Genomic DNA, 17844 nt, shown 5'->3' with positions numbered 1-17844 from the left:
CTGAGGTAGATTGCTGCAACTGCTTGAATTACAGGATGAGGGAAATGCCAAGGACGACTGACCTGCGCACTACATCGTCTGACACTTTGGCGGGCGTCCAACCTGACTGCATTGATGCGACCGAGTTGCTCTCCGGCGACTCAACCAACAGCACGGTGGTCCAGCGCATACGCGACGCGGCAGCAAGTAACGGCTATCTCACCGTAAAAAACCTGTTCAGCACGAACGACGCTGACCTTGATCTGCTTGCTTCGATGCAGCAATTCTTCGGCCTCTCGGACGACGACGAAACCAAACAAGCCGTGTCAGTTGCCAACCGCGCTATCAAGCACGGATGGATGCCATTGTACGGAGAGCCGGCCTACCAGCCGGGTACGCGTGCGCACCTTGAATCGTTCGACTTTGGCAGGCCGCGCCGCGCAACGAACGACCCGTTGCACAGCAGTATCTGGCCGGACCTCCCCGGCTTTCACGACGCCAGCCGCAACGCGTGGAAGGTACTGAGCGAGGCGGGTTTCGCCTTGATGGATGCGATATCCGTCGCGCTGAATGAGCCAGCGCCTTTCTTACGCCATCGGTGCGACTCGCAGGATCGAAGTACCATGCGCTTGTTGCACTACCCGGGACAAAAGCGGAAGCCGGAACCGGGGGATGTCGGCATCTCCGCACATACCGATTTCGAATGCATCACTTTGCTCTATCAGACCGCTGCCGGACTTGAGCTGCGCGATCCGCAAGGTCGCTGGCACGATGCAACCACCAGCGATCGTCAGGTGATCGTACTGTTCGGCGACATGCTGGAGGCATGGTCGAACGGGCGGTTTCAGGCGACCGGGCACCGGGTGCGCATGACTGAACAAAAGCGCATGAGCTTTGTACTGTTTTTTGCCGTCAATGACGGGGTAACGGTAGCGCCGCTCGAAAGCGGAGTGGATGCAAACAACCCACCACGGTACGACGCCCTTACCCAACGACAACACAGTGAGCGAGAGTTACGCCGCGCCGAGCAATACCGCGATCAGAGTTGACGGGCGAACGGCAACAGCAAACGGTCCAGCTCCGCACGGTCGAACCAGCGACCGTTGAGCATGACGCCATGAATACGACGGGAATTGGCTATATCAGATAACGGATTGTCATCCAGCAGTACCAGGTCAGCCCGCTGGCCACGCTCGAGCGTACCGCTTTCCGACTCGTGACCGAGCCAGCGCGCCGCGTTAACGGTGCCGGTCTGCAACGCTTGATAGGGCGTCAACCCTGCGTCAACCAGCACGGCCAGTTCGCGGTGTATTGAGAAACCCGGAACGTTGAATACCTGTGGCGCATCGGAACCCAACAGTAAACCGGCGCCTGCCTCGTGCAACGCTCTGATCAACTGCCGACGTATTAAAATGGCTCGGGCTGCGACCTCGCTGTTGTAGTCCGCGTCAGCCTGCAGTTCTTGTTTTCTGCCAACCCATTCCCGGACTGTCGCGGCCGGCATGTATTTCATTTCTGGCCACGCAGCAATTTGTTGCGCCGGCTCGTCATTGACGAGGTGTTCGAAGAGAGTCTGTGTTGGCACATTCCAGACACCCGCTGCGGCGCTGGCTTGCGCTATCGCTGGCAACAATGAGTCGTCAGCGTAAGGCGCGAGAAACACGTCGAAAAAACCACCGAAGCCGCCGCTGGCTGCGGAATGAGCTGGCACCAGATGGGGCAGGTAACCATCCAGGTGATCAATCGTGGAGATACCCTGTCGCAGTGCCAGCGGCACGCCCACATCAGCCGGCACATGACCGGCGAAACGGATGTCAGCTTCTTCAGCCGCTTCGGCCATGGCGATGAACTCAGCGCGAGTGAGGCCGGGATGCACTTTTAGAAAATCGTAACCGGCTGCGACCTGCAAGCGGACTTTATCAACCGCCTGCTGCGGACTGCTAATACTGCGACCATTAAATGAAGGACCGGACGTGTACAGCCGCGGACCGATAACGTTACCGTTTTCAATCTCACTTCTTAACGAGAGATGCGCTGCACTACCGAGCATGCCACGCACGTTGGTCACACCATTGGCCACGTACAGAATCAGCACTCGCTCGAGGTCGGCACTGGTGCCGGCCGGCACGTGGCCATGCATTTCCGCCAGGCCCGGCATCAGGTAACGATCGGTTCCGTCCACAACCACAGCACCGTCCGGTACCTGGGTATCACGCACGGGACCAAGTGAGACAATGCGCCGATCCCGTATCACCACGGTTTGCTCACGTTGTACTTTTTCGTCCTGCATGCCAACGACATTGACGTTGACGAACGCCAGCTCGGTCGCCATGACGGCAGGCAGGGGCAGCAGCCACAACAGCAGGATCAGGAGGCGGGGTGCCATCGGGATCTCCGGTCTAAACAGGCTTGGAACAACGTTGTGGGACACCGTTTCATACGCCACTTCGTTATCAGATAATTTTTCGTAAGGTCTCGCGGCTGATGTTCGCGCCACAAATTATGACAATGACGTTCTTGCCACGAATTTCCCGGGTTTTCTTGCGCAATCCGGCCAAAGCAACGCCGGCTGCGCCTTCGAGCAACATGTGGTGGGCGTCGATGAAATCGCGCATCGCTGCGGCAATTTGCTCTTCGGAGACCAGCACGAAATCACTGACGAACTCCTGACAGAGCTCGAACGTGATCGAGCCGGCTTCGATTCCGCCTGCCGTACCGTCCGACAAAGTCGGCGAACTCGGCAGCTCCAGTATTTCTCCCTGACGAACCGACTCGGCCATCACCGAAGAGGCGGCTGGCTGGCAGCCGACCACCTGCAATCCCGGGAACGCCGAACGCAGGAATCCTGCAGTGCCGCTGATTAAACCACCACCACCAACGGCGACAAACAAGGCATCCAGCTTGGTCGTCTGGCGGGCGATCTCGACCCCGCAGCTTCCCTGACCTGCGATGACGGCTGCATCGTTGTAGGGCGAAAGATAGTGCATGTCATTTTCAGCGGCATACGCCATGGCATGGATTTCGGTATCCAGGCCGTCTGTTCCGAAAAATCGCACATCGGCGCCCGCCCGTTTGATCGCGTCAACTTTCGCGCTCGAGGTATGTTCGGGAACGAACACCGCGCCTTTCATTTTCAATCGTGCCATCGCGAATGCGACTGCCGCACCGTGATTGCCGCTCGACGCAGTGACGGCACCACGTGAGCGTTCGTCGGCGGTCATGGACAACAGTTTATTGAAAGCCCCTCGCAACTTGAATGAGCCGGTTATTTGCAGATTCTCCAGCTTCAACCAGACATTGGCCCCGGTCTGCTCGCTAAAAAAAGGCGAGTGCTCCAGTGGCGTCTGGCGGATGTAGGGTGATATGCGATTGGCGGCTAATACCGCGTCTGCGGGCAGGCGTTCTTTATCCATCGCGCTACTGTACCGCAGAGCGAGCGCCAACGTTAGCGTGTACCTGCATGAAACCTGGCACGCTGCCTGATGCGCGCAGAGCACTTTCCGGACAGCGTGCCAGCCACTTATGACGTGGTCTCACCCATACGAAAGCGAGTTGGCAGATTACTGCCGGATGCAACGCAATAACTTTCATAGGTGCGCGTGCGACTCGCCGCATGGACGGACGTTTGTATTTCCATTGCTTCGCCGATGCCGCTCGTCCTTAACCTGTTGACCACGTGCCGGACTCTATCCGCGTGCTGCAGATCGAGCTTCGCGTTGACGCTCTCAAGGCAGGCTTCGACAGCTTCGTTGTAGCCATCCGATGCCCGGGCTTGCAGCGCGAACAATGCCAATGGCAATAACAGCCAATTGCGCGAGCCAGTCAGTTTGTGCATTTCTTTATCCTCCAGAACCAAGGGCTATGCCCGGAAAACAGAACACTCGTTCTGTTACCAGATCAAAAAAAACCTGGCACGTCACGGACAGCTGCCAGGGGATCGGCCTTAACGGTTGTCACTCCGCTATTTCAGAACAATCATTCTGTTACTTGCCAAAAAAACGACGCCTCTTGCGCCGCCCAAAATTAATGATCAAAGGATGCCAGGGTATTGCTGACAAAGTCCTGCAACGCTTTGCGCCCGAAGCCGCAGCGCGCCATGACCGTCAGGCCAAAGACGGCCCCGGTCAGAAACTCGCCGGCGGAACGCGTATCGAGGTCTTTGCGCAGCACACCGTCGGCCTGCATGGTCTGCAAACCCACGCTGAAGGCCTTGGACGAACGGCCGACGAAGCGTTGCAGCACGGCCTGAATATCGCTGTCGTGCGGCGCCAGCTCCATCGCTGTGTGGCATAAGAGGCAACTGTTACCCGGCATCGGACTGCAAAGATCATCAATCCGGCCATCAAAAACGGCCCGAATATCCGTCAGGCGCACCCCCGGCTCCAGCAGTCGCAGGTAACCGCGCTTGGCCATCTCGGCCGAGAATCGTTCGAGCGCCTGTTCGAAGAGCTCGCGTTTATTGCCGAACGTGCTGTACAGGCCGTAGCGACTTACGCCGGTGGCCTTGACGATGTCATCCATTGAAGTGTCGGAATAGCCGCGCTCCGCGAACAATTCCGTGGCACGGCGTAACGCCGTCTCGGGCTCAAATTTGCGACCTCTCACCATACAATCAGAATGCCCATTCTGATTGACTCTGTCAAGCGACGTTCAGCGCTCGATCGTGTAGCTGATGTCCACACCGGCAGCCCGCTTGCCCGAGGTCGCCTTGATACCGAAACCATTGGCCAGGTCGTAACGGACGCTGATTACGTTCTCTTTATCGAACAAGCCAATACCGTAACTGGCGTACAAGCGCGGCGCGATATAGGTGCCGACGTCGACAGCGCCCACGCCCTGCTCGTAGTTGAAGTCACTGCCCGTCGCGAGCAGCGTTAACGCGCGATCCTGACTGGTTGCCGGATTCGTGTAGACCTCAAGCTTGGGCCGCTGTGCTGTCCCGGTCACGAGCACACCGGCACGCCGGATTTGCGAGTTACCGAAGATCTCGCGCTCAGCGCGCACCCGCAGCTCTGGATTGTCAGCCGCAACATTCGGGAAGCGGACCGTGCCCTCGCTGATTTCAAGCAACTGCCCGTAGGCCTCGAATTTGCCGGCGATATCGAATCCACCTCTGGCCATGGGCAGCGCTGGACCGCGCCATTCAAAACGGGTCTTGCCGCGTAAGCGTGCCTCGGCAACATCAAGATCGATGATGACGTTATCGCCAAGCTCCAGCTCAACGGCGCCTGTGAAGTTGAGCGGTGACTCGTCCTCGGCTGCCACCGCTTCCGGCGGGAGTTGCTCGCCGACGTAAACTACGTCGTCACTTTCGCTGACACCGTTGTCAATTAAATTCACCGAGGCGAGTCGCGCCGCAGGCACGCCAATCTTGCCGTTGATACTAAGGTCGTTGTCACGCAGCCCGAGCTGAAGATCCGGATCGATCGTGACGCTGAGATCATCCAGGTTAACGAACGTCAGATTCGTGCCGGTCAATGACAGTTCCAGCCCGGCACTCCGACCTTGCATATAATCCGCGCTGCTCGACAAGGTGCCACGCCCTTCTCCGACGCGGAACGTCGTCTGCAATTCGATCCTGTTGCCAGGACGAATCTCACTCGTCACCTGAATTTCCTCCAGCACGAGCCCCAGCGGATCGATAGACCACCCGACCATCACGCAGTGTGAGGCCGCCAGAAAATGCCGGTGCCGTCAGCGATCCGCCCACGCGTATGTCGGCGTCGAGCTGACCCTTGGCCTCATCAACAATCGGAAAAATGCGCGCGCCTACACCAATATCCCGAATGCTCGCGGTCAATCGACCTTCAACCGGGCTTTCCTGCCCCCGACCTACATCCAGCACACGGAATTCACCACTGACCTCAGCGGCATCAGAGAACGGCAAGCTGATCTCACCGGCCAGCAGCTGGCCGTCGTCGAGTTCAAATGCAGCGAAACCGGCCCGCGTACGCAAGGTCAGGCGCTCGTCGAACTGGTTACGTATTAAACCCGGTGTGACATCAACGCGACCGGTACCCGATATCAGGCCGTTTGCGGAGTTGGCCAGACTCACGTTGCCGTCCAGTGTTTGCGTAAACTCCAGATCGGAACCCGTCGCGGCTCGCAGAAGATCGAGCGGCAACGACTGAAGTTCGAAAGCAAACTGGTAACTACCGTTCGCCGCCCAGTCGCCGCTGAGGCAGACACCGCCTCCGGTCTCAACATCGAGACAAGATTCGTCCAGTTGCACCTGGCTGGCCGCCAATTCGATTGCCGCCGGCTGCCGTAGCGACACGGTTGATTCGTCCGTCCGCTGCAATGACAAATCGTCAAGCATTCCGCTCCATCGTGCAGAGCCAAACTTGTGCCAGTCATCAACGCTTCCGTGCAACGCAAGCGACGCCTGAAAATCGGCGGCAACAACCGCGGACGACAGTTGATGCTCCTCCGGCCTGCCGTTCAGTTCGACGCTGGCACTTTCGATGAGCTGCTCGCCGCGCGCCACGTTCTGCGCCATGACGGTTAAGCCCAGCGGCGCGCCGTCAGGACCTACCTCGTTGCGTGCCTCAAGCTTCTCGACAAGAAACTGCTGCCAGCGCAAATCCTCTCCAAGAAGTTCGACACTCAGTAGCGGCAAACCGGTAGACGCTCGCAAATTGCCTTCGCCGCGCAAACTGCCCGCTGCCTCCGGCAGGAAATCGGCTAGCGACTCAATATCAACGACGAACTGCAAACCCCCGGTTGATCGCCAGTCACCGTCCAACAGCAGCGAAGACTCGCCGGACTGCACACGCAACTGTTCAGTGCTCACCTGATCACCGTCAACATTGACACGGCCGGCTGCCGAGAACGCCTGACTTCGCAACACGCCAGACAGGTCATCAATGTCGAGATCAAGCGCGAATGGTCTGATCTGGCCGTTCGCTGTAAACCGGCTGCTGATTTGGCCCGGGTAGTCCGGCATGAACGCTGTCGTCCGCAAACTACGCGCATCGAGTTTCGCGGAAAATGCATTCACGCCTACCCAGCCGTAAGCCAGTTCGCCGGTTACATTGCCGCCCAACACCTGACTGTCATCAATGACCAGCGCCAGATCTTCACGAGTGCCGTTACCCGCCAAGGTAAAACTACCTTCCGGAATGTCGCGGCCACTGACGGCGATATCGCCGGACAAGGTCCAGTTCTCCGGTGTGCCACGCACGATCAACTCAGCGCTGCGACTGTCGATATCAGCTACTGACGGTGCCAATGGCCATTGCAGGTCAGACCAACCGAGGTTCATGTCGACGATGCCACCATCCAGATCGAGCACGCCTTGTGCGCGAACAGCGGCCGACCCTTCCGACTGCTGCAGCTGCAGGCTCGCAACCTCCAGCCGCGCCCCTGACAACGCGGCATCGGCTGAGCCCGTTAACAACTGCTGCTCTGGCCAGTCACTTATCCAACGGCTTGGGTTAAGGCGTTGCAACTCTATTGTTGCTGCTGCGCTGAATTGATCCACCCAACGCACTGTTCCATTGAGCGCGGCATCGATGTCGGCGGAGTGCAGAACCAACTGCTCGACCTGCAGCTCGCTCATATCTCCTCGCAGCGTGCCGGTTGCGGTGACGGGCCCTGTTGATTCAGCGGTCAGCGCAACATCAAGCTCAATACCGTAATCTCGCATGCTACCGCTTAGCTTGGTGGTCAACTCTTGCAGCGAAACAACCGTCTGTTCGCCGTTCACCGGCCACTGCAATCCGCTGGCAGCGGCGACCAAATCAAAGCCCGGTTCGCTGTCGGCATCGCTAATTGTTCCATTGACCACGACGTCATGGGTTGGCGAACTGAGGTCCAGTGTAAAGCGACTCAGACTACCGTCGAGACCCAAGACAAGCGCAACCGGTTCCTTGTTTGCCGTACCGACATCGAGCTCAGTACGCGCCGCCAGTGACGCGTTCAGCGGGAACGGTTCTGCCAGACCCAACGCACCAGAGGCACTTGCCTCGCCCAGCATCGATGAAACGGAGAACTGCTCGATGTGCAGCTCATTGTGCAGCCGCCCGACAAGCTGCAACTGATCCAGGTGCAGCTCGCTGGCATCCGGCATTACGATGTCGATATCGCTTACGGTCAGCTGGTTAACACTTACCGGCAGCGGCAAACGCATGGCGCTGAGAATTTGCCGCACAGTGGCAGCGGGTTCTGTTGCCGGCTCCGGCTCACTCGCGGTTGCTGACAAGCGCAGCTCAAGCCCACTGGCCTGCAGGCTCTCCACCGTCAGACCGATTGGAAAAAAATCAGGATTTACAGCCAGTGTCAGTTGTTCGACGACAAGCTCCGTACCCGGCTGCTGAAAATTCAGGTTCCGGAAGTGGAGGCCGCCGCTGACCGTACCGCGCAACGACTCTGCAGACAGTTGTTCGGGTACGGCCGTTGTCGCGCGCGCCCAAATCCACGCTGCGCCCGATTCTGTACGCAGCAACCAAACGACCGCGGCAACGGCGACAACAGCCGTGCCGATCAGCAGTATCAGCAAATAACGACCACCACGTCTGATCACAGTAACGGCGATCCCATGGTGAAATGAATACGCCAGGGTCGGCCTTCCGTATCCAGTGCGCGGGCGAAATCGACCCTTACCGCCCCGGCAATTGAGTACCAACGCACCCCAAAGCCCACGCCCTTGCGTAGTTCTGCCTCATCCCAGTCGTTAAAAGCGTTCCCGATATCAGCGAATGCGGCAACCGACCAGGCGGACGCAACCTTCATCTCAATCTCGGCACTGGCAGAGACGACGTTATTCGAGCCAATGTCGTTGTTGCTGAGTTCCTCAAACCCGTAGCCCCGCACGCTGCTGCTGCCGCCCGCTTTGAAGCGGTATCGATCCGGCAATTGGGTTACCGATAGCGCAAACGGTTCGCCGTCGACGGTGCCGGTGATGTCGCGCACATCGGCATCGCTGTAACCGAGCTCCGCGCGCAGTAAGACCTTCCAGCGATCACCGTACAAATAGCTGCGGCGGCTGGAAATGTAGAACTGGGTGAAGTCCCGCTCTGAGCCCCACGCTTCGTTGCCGGTAAACAACCATGCACGCTCGCGATGGCCCTCCGTCTCAAAGGCTTTGCCGCGCACCGCCGGCCAATCCCACTCAATACCAACGGCCAGGGTACTGACCGTATTGCGGAACAAACCGCTGAATCGCGGATCGTCCGCAAACGCGATGATATCCGGTGCAGAATCTGTACCCGGACGGTAATCGAATGATTCGCGGATGAGCTCCACATAGACAGTTTCCAGTATTTGCTGGAAGCCCTGTTTGCGGTCGCGCACATGGAGCCGCCCAAAGCGGGCATTCAGATCCTGGACCTGGCCATTGGCAAGCGTCACGAAATCTTCGTCATTTTGCTGCCGCTTGAATTCCAGATCCTGGTTGTCGTAGCGCAACGAGGAGCTCGCTACCCAGTATTGACGTTGTGCGGTTCGGCGAGGGATGCGGTAATCGGCACGAATAGAAAACTCGTCATCAATTTCCCGATAGCCGGTACCGACGTCTATCCGATCACCTTTGGTAGAAAGACGATGCCGGCTCCACAAACCCTGCAATCGAATTCCGGTGTCGGTGCCATAGCCGAGAGAACCCTGATAGGTATTCTTTGTATCGCCTTCAAGCTTGGTGTGCAGATTGACCACCGGCGGTGATTGCTCGAACATTCGTTCTTCGCGCACTTCAATGTCAGTGAAATAACCAGTACGCCACAAGTCGAGTCGAAACTGCTCCAGCAGCTCCGCATTGTAAGGTGTGCCCGAATCAAAGCGCGCCACATTCTCGAGCACCCAGGGCTTCAGTATGTCCTGTTCAAAAATGACGTCACCGAATAACACCTGAGGACCACTGTCCATAACAAGGTCGAGACGAGCTTCGTTCGCTGCAAGGTCCACCGAAATTTTTTGCTCGGTAAAACGCGCCTGCAGGTAGCCCTGAGTTTCGGCTGCGATCAGCAGCGACTTTTTCTGTTCTTCCCACCGGGGTTGATTCAGCACGGCACCAGCGGGCAATGGCCAGTTGCGCTTCCAGTTGCGCAGCTCGGCATTGTCAGCGCCGTCGCCCTTGAGCTCAATATTGGCAACGGCAATGCGCATCGGTTCGCCGGGACGGACTTGCACACGCATGCGCCAGTTCTCGCCATCGACCGGAACCAATGTGGCCGTTATTTCTGGCTGGTAGTAGCCGTACGGTTTTAGCGCATCGCGTACCCGCTCTCGGGCTTCTTCGCTGAGCTCATCGAAGCGGCCGGCCGACACGCGGCTGTTGCCGGTAAAGCCAAAACGTTCGAGGTGCAACCGCACATTGCTCAGCAACGGATCTGAAATACCGGTCACCACATAATTCAGCTCGTTGGCGAGGGCCGGCTGTGTGAGCGAAATACCAAGGCACAGCCAGGCCAGGCGCTGCCGCATTCGTGAACTGAGTAACCGCACTATGTCTTAACCATGATCAAGGGGCCGTGCATTGTAATAGGACAAATCCGGGCTGCATGTAGTTTCGACAGCAATACCGCAAATCGGCGGCTGCGCAGGTGGCAAATGACTGAACATGCCGTTTCGGCTTCACCTGGCCAGCCTACCGTGCATAAGCGATTTAACATCATACAGCTAAGTGCGGACTGGCAAATTGACAGGCCCCTGAGGCCGTGCCACGATCATCCATCAATTGATAAAGGCACACCTGTCGAAAGTCAGGGTCGCAAAGCCACCGGTCTAAGGGGATACCTACGACAGCGGGGTTGCCAGCAGTTTCAGGCGTCTTGCGCCTGCGGCAGCCGCCGACCCTTCCCGCCGGTTGAACAACTTCGCGACTCTCGCCAATTGCCGACATTTTCCGTGTGCCGCAGGGAGTGGGAGATGGGCGCAAACATACTCAGGCAATCAGGTGCATTCCGCGTGCGCGGTACGGCCAAGCCATGCACGTTTCAACCTCAGGATGAACGCGAGTTGTTTCGCTGTTTCGCGCCCAGCGCCAACTTCCTGCCACCGTTCCGGCCTGCCGGTGCCGGCAGCGCGTCTACCGATTGCAATTCAACGACGGCAGGGACAGTGATTGATCTGACCGCATTGAATGCGATTCGTGAGGTCAATCTCAACAATTTCACAGTTACTGTTGAACCCGGCGTCCGCATACGGGACCTTGCCTCCGAGCTTGCGTCCCAGGGTCTCGAACTGGAAGGTTGTCACGACCTGATGGACCGAACGGTTGGCGGCGCCGTCGCCAGTGGCTGTATTGGTCCTGCCATGAGCGGTGAAGGCAGTCTGTTCGCGTCTCAACTTTGCAGCGCAAGATTACTCACCCCTAGCGGCGCACCACTTGAAGTTGATGCCAGCAAGAATAATTTGCTCAGTGCCTTGCGGCTAAGCTACGGCATGCTGGGTGTACTCTACGAACTGACCTTGCGAGTGCGACCGGTGCGACCGTTCACGGCCAGCCACCGCCGCTGCACGATCAGCGAATTCGCTGCTATTTCAGACAAAATTGCCCGGAGTCCGGCCGGTGTGCGCTTTTATCTGATGCCTTTCCGTGACCGGGTCTATCTCGACTTGCGCCGGCACGACAGCGGCAGCGCCGACGGCGGACGGTTGCCGTGGCGAATCAAGGACTGGGGAGAAAGCACGGTGTTGCCACACGTCTTCAAATCCCTCCGGCACCTCGTGCCGGTCAACGGCGTTCGTTACCGTTTGATCGACGAGATCAGCAGCATCACTCAGGGTCTGGTCAACAACCGATTGGTTGAACACGGCAGCAACTCAACCATGCAAGCAAGCATCGCCCATGCTCAAAAAATGAATTACTCAACCTGGCTGTTTCCCGCCAACGATTTCGCCATTGTCGTTCAGGCCTATCGGGACTTCTGTCAGCGCATACATAAAGAGAACGGCTTTCGTTGCGATATGCCGACAATGGGCTTTCGCTTGAACCGCGACTCATCGGCGTTGCTGTCGCCGATGTTTGATGAACCCATGATCGCGTTGCGCGCTATTTCCACGCAGTCTGCCGGCTGGGAGGATTTTGCCATCGACTTCGCCGAGTTTGCCCAGCACTGGGGCGGCATACCGTTGTTTAACCAGTCCCGCAGCCTTTCTCAGGATCACTCACGGCAGATCTTCGGTGAGCGTATCGAGTTTTTCCGAAAAATCCGCCGTCGGCTGGACCCGGAGAACCGAATGATGAATCCGTTTCTGTCTCAGTATTTTCTCTAGCGTGAACTGAGGCTGGCAACGCCAACGCCTGCCTGGCTCGGGCCGCACTCGCGCGCCCGAACGCCGCACCCGCCGACCGCTCCAATCCAAACAGCCTTCCCGCGCATCTGATTGACAGTGGCGAACGTCCTGTCTTACGCGTTGACTTGGGCATTGCGCCTCCGGAACTTAGTGTTATACTCAACTATAACACCAACATACCAAGGACAATCCAATGCCTCCCAGATCAGCATTTGTGCGTTTAGCGTTGCTAACGGTTTGCGTTTCGCTGGTAACCGCCTGTGGTGTGGGTGAGGCTCGCCTGGCCAGTGCCGAGACCGCCACAGCGCCACTGCCGGTGAGCGGCGTAAGTGCGTATATCACTGATTTATATGCCACTTATCAAGCAACCTCAACATTGGGTGCCGACGGCGACGCCGCCGTGCCGGCAAGGGTCAGCGGCGAGGTAATCGAGCTGTTGGTCGAAGAAGGCGACCGCGTTGTGCAAGGCCAGTTACTGGCAAGGCTCGACGGCCAGCGTCTGGCCCTGCAGGTCGAGCAGTCAGGTGCCGAATTCACTTTGCGCCGTACCGAGCTTCGCCGCCAGCAGCGTCTGCACGAGCACGGCCTCATCAGCGCCGCGTCTTTTGACAGCCTGCAGTACGACGTTGAAGCGTTGGCCGCCGCCCTGGAGCTGGACCGGCTGAATTACAGCTACACGGAAATCCGTGCCCCCATCAACGGGATCATCAGCAGCCGGGACATAAAACTCGGGCAGTACCTCAAGCCCGGTGATCTTGCATTCCGCATCAGCGACACGACGCAACTGGTGGCCACCATTCGTGTGCCGCAAAACGAGCTTCGACACTTCCAGGTAGAACTGCCGCTGACCTTGCAGGTGAAGGCCGCCGGAAGTCGGGAATACGCAGCGATGATTGATCGAATCAGCCCGGTGGTTGACCGTAGTGATGGCACCTTCCGTGTCACTTCCTACGTGGACAATACCAACGGTGAACTCGCACCAGGCATGTTCGCGAGAATCAGTGTCCGCTATGAAGAGCATGCGGATGCCGTTGCCCTGCCTGAAAGTGCCGTCATAGAAGAAGACGGTATGCACGTCGTCTATGTAATCAAGAACGGATTGGCGGAACGGCGCGAAATCGTTCCCGGTGTCAGGGATCGCGGACTGGTACAGATAGTCAAAGGCATCACCGCTGGTGAAGTCGTCATCAGCAACGGCTCAGCGGGCGTTCGCGACGGAACAGCCGTCATTGCGATGGATTCTGCGGTTGCCCACCAGGGCCGTTAGCAAATAACAATAATGAGGGAGCGTTACGAGATGACAGCCAACCGGGCTTCAGGACTTCTGCTGGCACTGCTGCTGGCCGCGTGCCAGCCAGAATCAGACTCAGAAACCGCCAGCGAGAACGAGCCGCAGCCGGCTATTCCGGTCGAGGCCGCGTATCCAAGTCGGGGTGACATTGTTTCGACGTACTCTGGTACTGCCGCGATTGAAGCGCTGGCCGAAGCAACGGTCATCGCCAAAGTCGGCGGAGAAGTTCGGGAGATACTGGTTGAGGAAGGTGACGACGTCACGGCCGGCCAATTACTGGCAAGGCTCGACGGCGACCGACTGCGGCTGGTGCAGACACAAGCTCAGGCTAACTTGCAGAAACTACGCCGCGACTTTCAAAGAAACCAGGACCTGAAAGACCGAAGTTTGATTAGCACCGGTGACTTCGAAAAAATTCAGTATGAAATGGAAGCGCTGGAAGCCAGCTATAAGATGGCCAGCCTCGAAGTCAGTTACACCGAGATTCGCGCCCCTATAAACGGTGTTGTCTCCGAACGTTTCGTCAAGAAAGGCAATACGATCGATGTCAACGCGAAGCTGTTCCATGTAACCAGTCTCGATCCGCTGGTCGCATACTTGCACGTGCCGGAGCGGGAATACCGACGCATGTCCAAAGGAATGCCAGCGAGCATTCAAATCGATGCGCTCGGCGGTGCCCGCTATGAAGCGAGCATCGCGCGTATCAGCCCCGTCGTTGACCCCTCCACCGGCACCTTCAAGATCACGGTAGAAATCTCTGACCCGGCGCGACGTTTGAAGCCAGGCATGTTTGCGCGCATCGGCATCGTCTCCGACGTTCATGCTGATGCCCTGCAGATCCCCCGCGGCGCGATTATCGATGATGGCGGCGAAACATCCGTGTTTGTCATCGACGGAGAAACCGTCAGCCAACGCACCGTTCGTACAGGCTTTGTAGCCAACGGCAACATCGAAGTTACTGACGGTCTTAACGCCGATGAGCAAATTGTTGTTGTCGGACAGACCGGGTTGCGCGACGGCTCACGCATCCAGTTGATTGGCGCCGATAACGACGTCAAGAGTGTCTTGGCGACACCAACGTCAACCACTCAAGACGACAGCTGACAGGAACCGGACTATGCGGCGACTCATTGAAATCGCGACGCAGCGGCGCGTCACTATCGTCATGTTCACGATTGCCGTTGTGCTGTTTGGCATGGTGTCCCTGTCACGCCTGAATGTGAACCTGTTACCGGATATTTCCTATCCAACGATCACCATTCGCACCGAGTTGACAGGCGCGGCACCCGTAGAAATCGAAAACCTGTTGACCAAGCCCATAGAAGAGGCGGCGGGCATCATTCGGAATGTGCGGCTGGTACGTTCAGTATCGCGTTCCGGGCAATCCGACGTCACGCTGGAGTTCCTGTGGGGCACGGACATGAACATTGCCGGCGTCGACGTCCGGGAGAAGATCGATATTCTGGAATTGCCGATCGAGGCTAACCGCCCGTTGTTGTTGCGATTCGATCCGTCCAGTGAACCCGTTATGCGTTTTGGGCTGCTGCGCCACGAAGAAGGGATCGCCGGCACCGACAGCGACGAGGCCACACTCAAGTCATTGCGGCGTCTTGCCGAAGACCGCATCAAGAATGATCTGGAAGCCGTCGAAGGCACTGCCGCCGTTAAAGTCAGCGGCGGCATGGAAGATGAAATCCAGATTCGCGTAGATCAGCAGAAATTATCGCAGCTTGGACTCAGTATCGCGGAAGTCGCGAATCGACTACGCGCTGAAAACGTCAACTTGTCCGGCGGGCGCCTGGAAGAAGGGGCGCAGCGTTTTCTTGTCCGTACTATCAACGAATTTCAGAACGTCGATGAATTCGCCAATGCCATCGTCGCCAACGTTGCTGGTACACCCGTCTATCTGCGCGACATTGCCACTGTCAGCCGCGGCCATAAAGAGCGTGAAGCCATCACCCGTATCAACGGTCGCGAATCGGTCGAACTGGCAATCTATAAAGAGGGTGATGCAAATACGGTACAGGTTGCCCGGCGCGTCAGCAGCCGTCTTGAGGACATTCGCGAGACACTGCCGGAAGGCCTGGATCTGACTCTCGTGTATGACCAGTCCACCTTCATTTCAGCAGCCATACGCCAGGTGACGTCGGCGGCTATTTTCGGCGGCGTACTCGCCATCATCGTCCTTTACGGTTTCCTCAAAGACGCTCGCGCTACAGCCATTATTGCCATCGCAATTCCGGTGTCTGTGATCGGCACGTTCCTGCTCATGTACAGCAACGGCGTTTCGCTGAATATCATGTCGCTGGGCGGTATCGCGCTAGCGGTTGGCATGCTCGTCGACAATGCGATCGTCGTGCTTGAAAACATAGTCCGGAAACGCGAGCAAGGGCTCTCGCTGCTACAGGCCGCACAGGCCGGCACGGCCGAAGTCTCCGGCGCCGTTATCGCCGCGACGTTAACTACCGTGGCCGTCTTCTTCCCAATGGTCTTTATCAGCGGAATTGCCGGTCAGTTGTTCCGTGACCAGGCGTTGACAGTTACTTTCGCGTTGCTGTTCTCACTACTCGTCGCGCTGACGCTGATACCGATGTTGGCTGCATTGTCACCCGGCGGAAGATACAGCGACGGGGACGACACTCCGCCTAATCGCTTCACTCGCGGTGTGGCACTCATCCTGCGTGGTTTCGGTTTCGTGTTCGCGCTGATCGGCAAAACATTGCGTCTGGTACTGCTGGTCCCCAGCTTTTTACTCGATCGCTTTTACCGGATTACGGCGCACTACTACGAACCGCTGCTGGCCTGGTCATTACGCCACCGGGCAGCGGTAATTGTTGGCGCATTGAGCATATTCGCGGCAACAATGTTGTTGGTTCCACGCCTCGGTAGTGAACTGATTCCGCAGCTGTCGCAAGGCGAATTCAATTTGCAGTTGCGGCTTGCACCCGGTTCTCCCCTGGCAGAAACAGATCGAGCCATTCGTACGGCCCAGGCCGCCGCCAACCGAATTGATGACGTCGAACTCACCTATTCCGTTGCCGGCACCGGTAATCGACTGGACGCCAACCCGGTCGATGCGGGCGAACACAGTGGTTCGCTGAACGTTACGTTGAAACCCTCTGCTGACAAAGCGGCCGAAGAGCGGGTGATGACAGCGCTCCGCAATGAAGTTTCGAGAATTCCGGGTACGCAATACGAGTTCAGCCGACCGTCGTTGATGAGTTTCGCGAGCCCGCTGCAAATCGAGATCGCGGGCTACGATCTTGACGGGCTCGAACGCATCAGTAACGCGGTCGTGCACGAACTCGATCAATCCGGCCGCTTCACGGACGTCCGCAGCAGCTTCGAACAGGGAAACCCCGAAATCCAGATCAAGTTTGATCAGGAACGCGCAGCCCGTTTGGGCCTGGCGGTTCGCGACATTGCTGACCGGGTAGTAGCAAACGTGCGCGGCGAAGTCGCAACACGTTACACCTGGCGCGATCGCAAGATCGACGTGCTGGTGCGCAGTGTCGACAATCAGGATTCCAGCATTGATGAGATCCGCAATCTGATCATCAATCCGGCATCCGAGCGGCCCGTTACGCTCGATGCCGTTGCCGATGTATTCGTAGCACTGGGCCCGGCTGAAATTCGCAGGGTCGCACAAGAGCGTGTTGCGATCGTTAGTGCCAATATCGCTTACGGCGATCTGGGCGCCGCAGCGGTTGAAGCACAGAAAGTCGTGGACCAACTGCGGATGCCAGCCGGCCTGGCCGCGATGGTAGCCGGCCAGAATGAAGAGAAGGAAGAGTCGTTTCGGTCCATGCAATTCGCACTGGCGCTTGCTGTATTTCTTGTCTACCTCGTAATGGCCTCCCAGTTCGAATCACTGATTCATCCGTTCGTCATTCTGTTCACAATTCCACTGGCACTGGTCGGTGCGGTCTTTGCCTTATTCGTCACAGGCACTACCGTAAACGTCGTGGCTTTGATCGGGGTGATCATGCTTGCCGGCATAGTCGTCAACAACGCAATCGTTCTGGTCGATCTGATCAATCAGTTACAGGCGCAGGGCACGGAACGACTCGAGGCTATACGCGTTGCTGGCAAGGCACGTTTGCGCCCTATCCTTATGACCACACTAACGACGGCACTCGGCTTGCTGCCCATGGCATTCGGAGTTGGCGAAGGTGCCGAAATAAGGGCACCAATGGCCATTACCGTCATCGGTGGCCTGCTGACCTCGACGCTACTTACACTGGTAGTAATCCCCGTTGTCTATTCTTTGCTGGACCGCAAGCGCACGCCCGTAGTGGAAGCTATCGGCAATCTGGCTCCGGAACGACGATAAGCTC

The 17844-nt window shown here is 57.7% G+C and carries 12 protein-coding genes and 1 riboswitch; of the genes, 5 read left to right on the top strand and 7 right to left on the bottom strand.

From position 1 onward, the window contains the following. Positions 1 to 44: 44 nt before the first annotated feature. On the top strand, positions 45 to 1028 hold the full coding sequence (locus AC0L8N_RS11710) for a 2OG-Fe(II) oxygenase family protein (protein WP_473667854.1): 984 nt from the start codon (positions 45 to 47) through the stop codon (positions 1026 to 1028). Here AC0L8N_RS11710 and AC0L8N_RS11705 read toward each other — a convergent pair. From AC0L8N_RS11705 to AC0L8N_RS11675, 7 genes are all read right to left on the bottom strand, one after another. Then, positions 1019 to 2365 carry an amidohydrolase family protein gene (locus AC0L8N_RS11705; RefSeq protein WP_473667852.1) on the bottom strand — a complete coding sequence of 449 codons (1347 nt, stop codon included), beginning with the start codon at positions 2363 to 2365 and terminating at the stop codon, positions 1019 to 1021. The two genes, AC0L8N_RS11710 and AC0L8N_RS11705, sit on opposite strands and share 10 nt — an antisense overlap. 67 nt (positions 2366 to 2432) lie before the next feature. Continuing rightward, a complete protein-coding gene (locus tag AC0L8N_RS11700; protein ID WP_473667850.1) occupies positions 2433 to 3392 on the bottom strand; it encodes a threonine/serine dehydratase in 960 nt (319 codons plus the stop codon). Between the two features lie 107 nt (positions 3393 to 3499). Then, complete coding sequence (locus AC0L8N_RS11695; protein ID WP_473667849.1) at positions 3500 to 3814, bottom strand: hypothetical protein; 315 nt, start codon at positions 3812 to 3814, stop codon at positions 3500 to 3502. A gap of 188 nt (positions 3815 to 4002) precedes the next feature. After that, a complete protein-coding gene (locus AC0L8N_RS11690; RefSeq protein ID WP_473667847.1) occupies positions 4003 to 4587 on the bottom strand; it encodes a TetR/AcrR family transcriptional regulator in 585 nt (194 codons plus the stop codon). Between the two features lie 42 nt (positions 4588 to 4629). Next, a complete protein-coding gene (locus AC0L8N_RS11685) occupies positions 4630 to 5586 on the bottom strand; it encodes a translocation/assembly module TamB domain-containing protein (protein WP_473667845.1) in 957 nt (318 codons plus the stop codon). After that, positions 5576 to 8503 (bottom strand): translocation/assembly module TamB domain-containing protein, encoded by a 2928-nt coding sequence (locus AC0L8N_RS11680; protein WP_473667844.1) that lies wholly within the window; start codon positions 8501 to 8503, stop codon positions 5576 to 5578. Before AC0L8N_RS11680 ends, AC0L8N_RS11685 begins: the two co-directional genes overlap by 11 nt. Beyond that, positions 8500 to 10401: an autotransporter assembly complex protein TamA gene (locus tag AC0L8N_RS11675; RefSeq protein ID WP_473667843.1), complete on the bottom strand. Its 1902-nt coding sequence runs from the start codon at positions 10399 to 10401 to the stop codon at positions 8500 to 8502. Before AC0L8N_RS11675 ends, AC0L8N_RS11680 begins: the two co-directional genes overlap by 4 nt. Before the next feature lie 251 nt (positions 10402 to 10652). Further along, positions 10653 to 10735: riboswitch (cyclic di-GMP riboswitch) on the top strand. 110 nt (positions 10736 to 10845) lie between these two features. On the opposite strand from AC0L8N_RS11675, the gene AC0L8N_RS11670 reads away from it, so the two are divergent. The 4 genes from AC0L8N_RS11670 to AC0L8N_RS11655 all read left to right on the top strand — a co-directional run bounded on the left by AC0L8N_RS11670 (position 10846) and on the right by AC0L8N_RS11655 (position 17840). Next, on the top strand, positions 10846 to 12195 hold the full coding sequence (locus AC0L8N_RS11670) for an FAD-binding oxidoreductase (protein ID WP_473667841.1): 1350 nt from the start codon (positions 10846 to 10848) through the stop codon (positions 12193 to 12195). A 214-nt stretch (positions 12196 to 12409) separates the two neighbouring features. Beyond that, complete coding sequence (locus AC0L8N_RS11665; protein WP_473667840.1) at positions 12410 to 13483, top strand: efflux RND transporter periplasmic adaptor subunit; 1074 nt, start codon at positions 12410 to 12412, stop codon at positions 13481 to 13483. Positions 13484 to 13513: 30 nt separating this feature from the next. Further along, complete coding sequence (locus AC0L8N_RS11660) at positions 13514 to 14611, top strand: efflux RND transporter periplasmic adaptor subunit (RefSeq protein WP_473667838.1); 1098 nt, start codon at positions 13514 to 13516, stop codon at positions 14609 to 14611. Positions 14612 to 14624: 13 nt separating this feature from the next. After that, positions 14625 to 17840, top strand: a complete 3216-nt coding sequence (locus tag AC0L8N_RS11655) for an efflux RND transporter permease subunit (RefSeq protein ID WP_473667837.1) — start codon at positions 14625 to 14627, stop codon at positions 17838 to 17840. Positions 17841 to 17844: the final 4 nt, after the last annotated feature.

It is taken from the genome of Woeseia sp. D3-10 (assembly GCF_055809415.1).
This window is presented reverse-complemented; position numbering and strand designations above follow the sequence as displayed.

What these genes read in the sequence shown, in the direction of transcription:
- AC0L8N_RS11690 (WP_473667847.1), bottom strand. Translation starts at nt 4,587, where the DNA reads ATGGTGAGAGGTCGCAAATTTGAGCCCGAGACGGCGTTACGCCGTGCC.
- AC0L8N_RS11695 (WP_473667849.1), bottom strand. Translation starts at nt 3,814, where the DNA reads ATGCACAAACTGACTGGCTCGCGCAATTGGCTGTTATTGCCATTGGCA.
- AC0L8N_RS11700 (WP_473667850.1), bottom strand. Translation starts at nt 3,392, where the DNA reads ATGGATAAAGAACGCCTGCCCGCAGACGCGGTATTAGCCGCCAATCGC.
- AC0L8N_RS11670 (WP_473667841.1), top strand. Translation starts at nt 10,846, where the DNA reads ATGGGCGCAAACATACTCAGGCAATCAGGTGCATTCCGCGTGCGCGGT.
- AC0L8N_RS11665 (WP_473667840.1), top strand. Translation starts at nt 12,410, where the DNA reads ATGCCTCCCAGATCAGCATTTGTGCGTTTAGCGTTGCTAACGGTTTGC.
- AC0L8N_RS11655 (WP_473667837.1), top strand. Translation starts at nt 14,625, where the DNA reads ATGCGGCGACTCATTGAAATCGCGACGCAGCGGCGCGTCACTATCGTC.
- AC0L8N_RS11660 (WP_473667838.1), top strand. Translation starts at nt 13,514, where the DNA reads ATGACAGCCAACCGGGCTTCAGGACTTCTGCTGGCACTGCTGCTGGCC.
- AC0L8N_RS11675 (WP_473667843.1), bottom strand. Translation starts at nt 10,401, where the DNA reads ATGCGGCAGCGCCTGGCCTGGCTGTGCCTTGGTATTTCGCTCACACAG.
- AC0L8N_RS11705 (WP_473667852.1), bottom strand. Translation starts at nt 2,365, where the DNA reads ATGGCACCCCGCCTCCTGATCCTGCTGTTGTGGCTGCTGCCCCTGCCT.
- AC0L8N_RS11710 (WP_473667854.1), top strand. Translation starts at nt 45, where the DNA reads ATGCCAAGGACGACTGACCTGCGCACTACATCGTCTGACACTTTGGCG.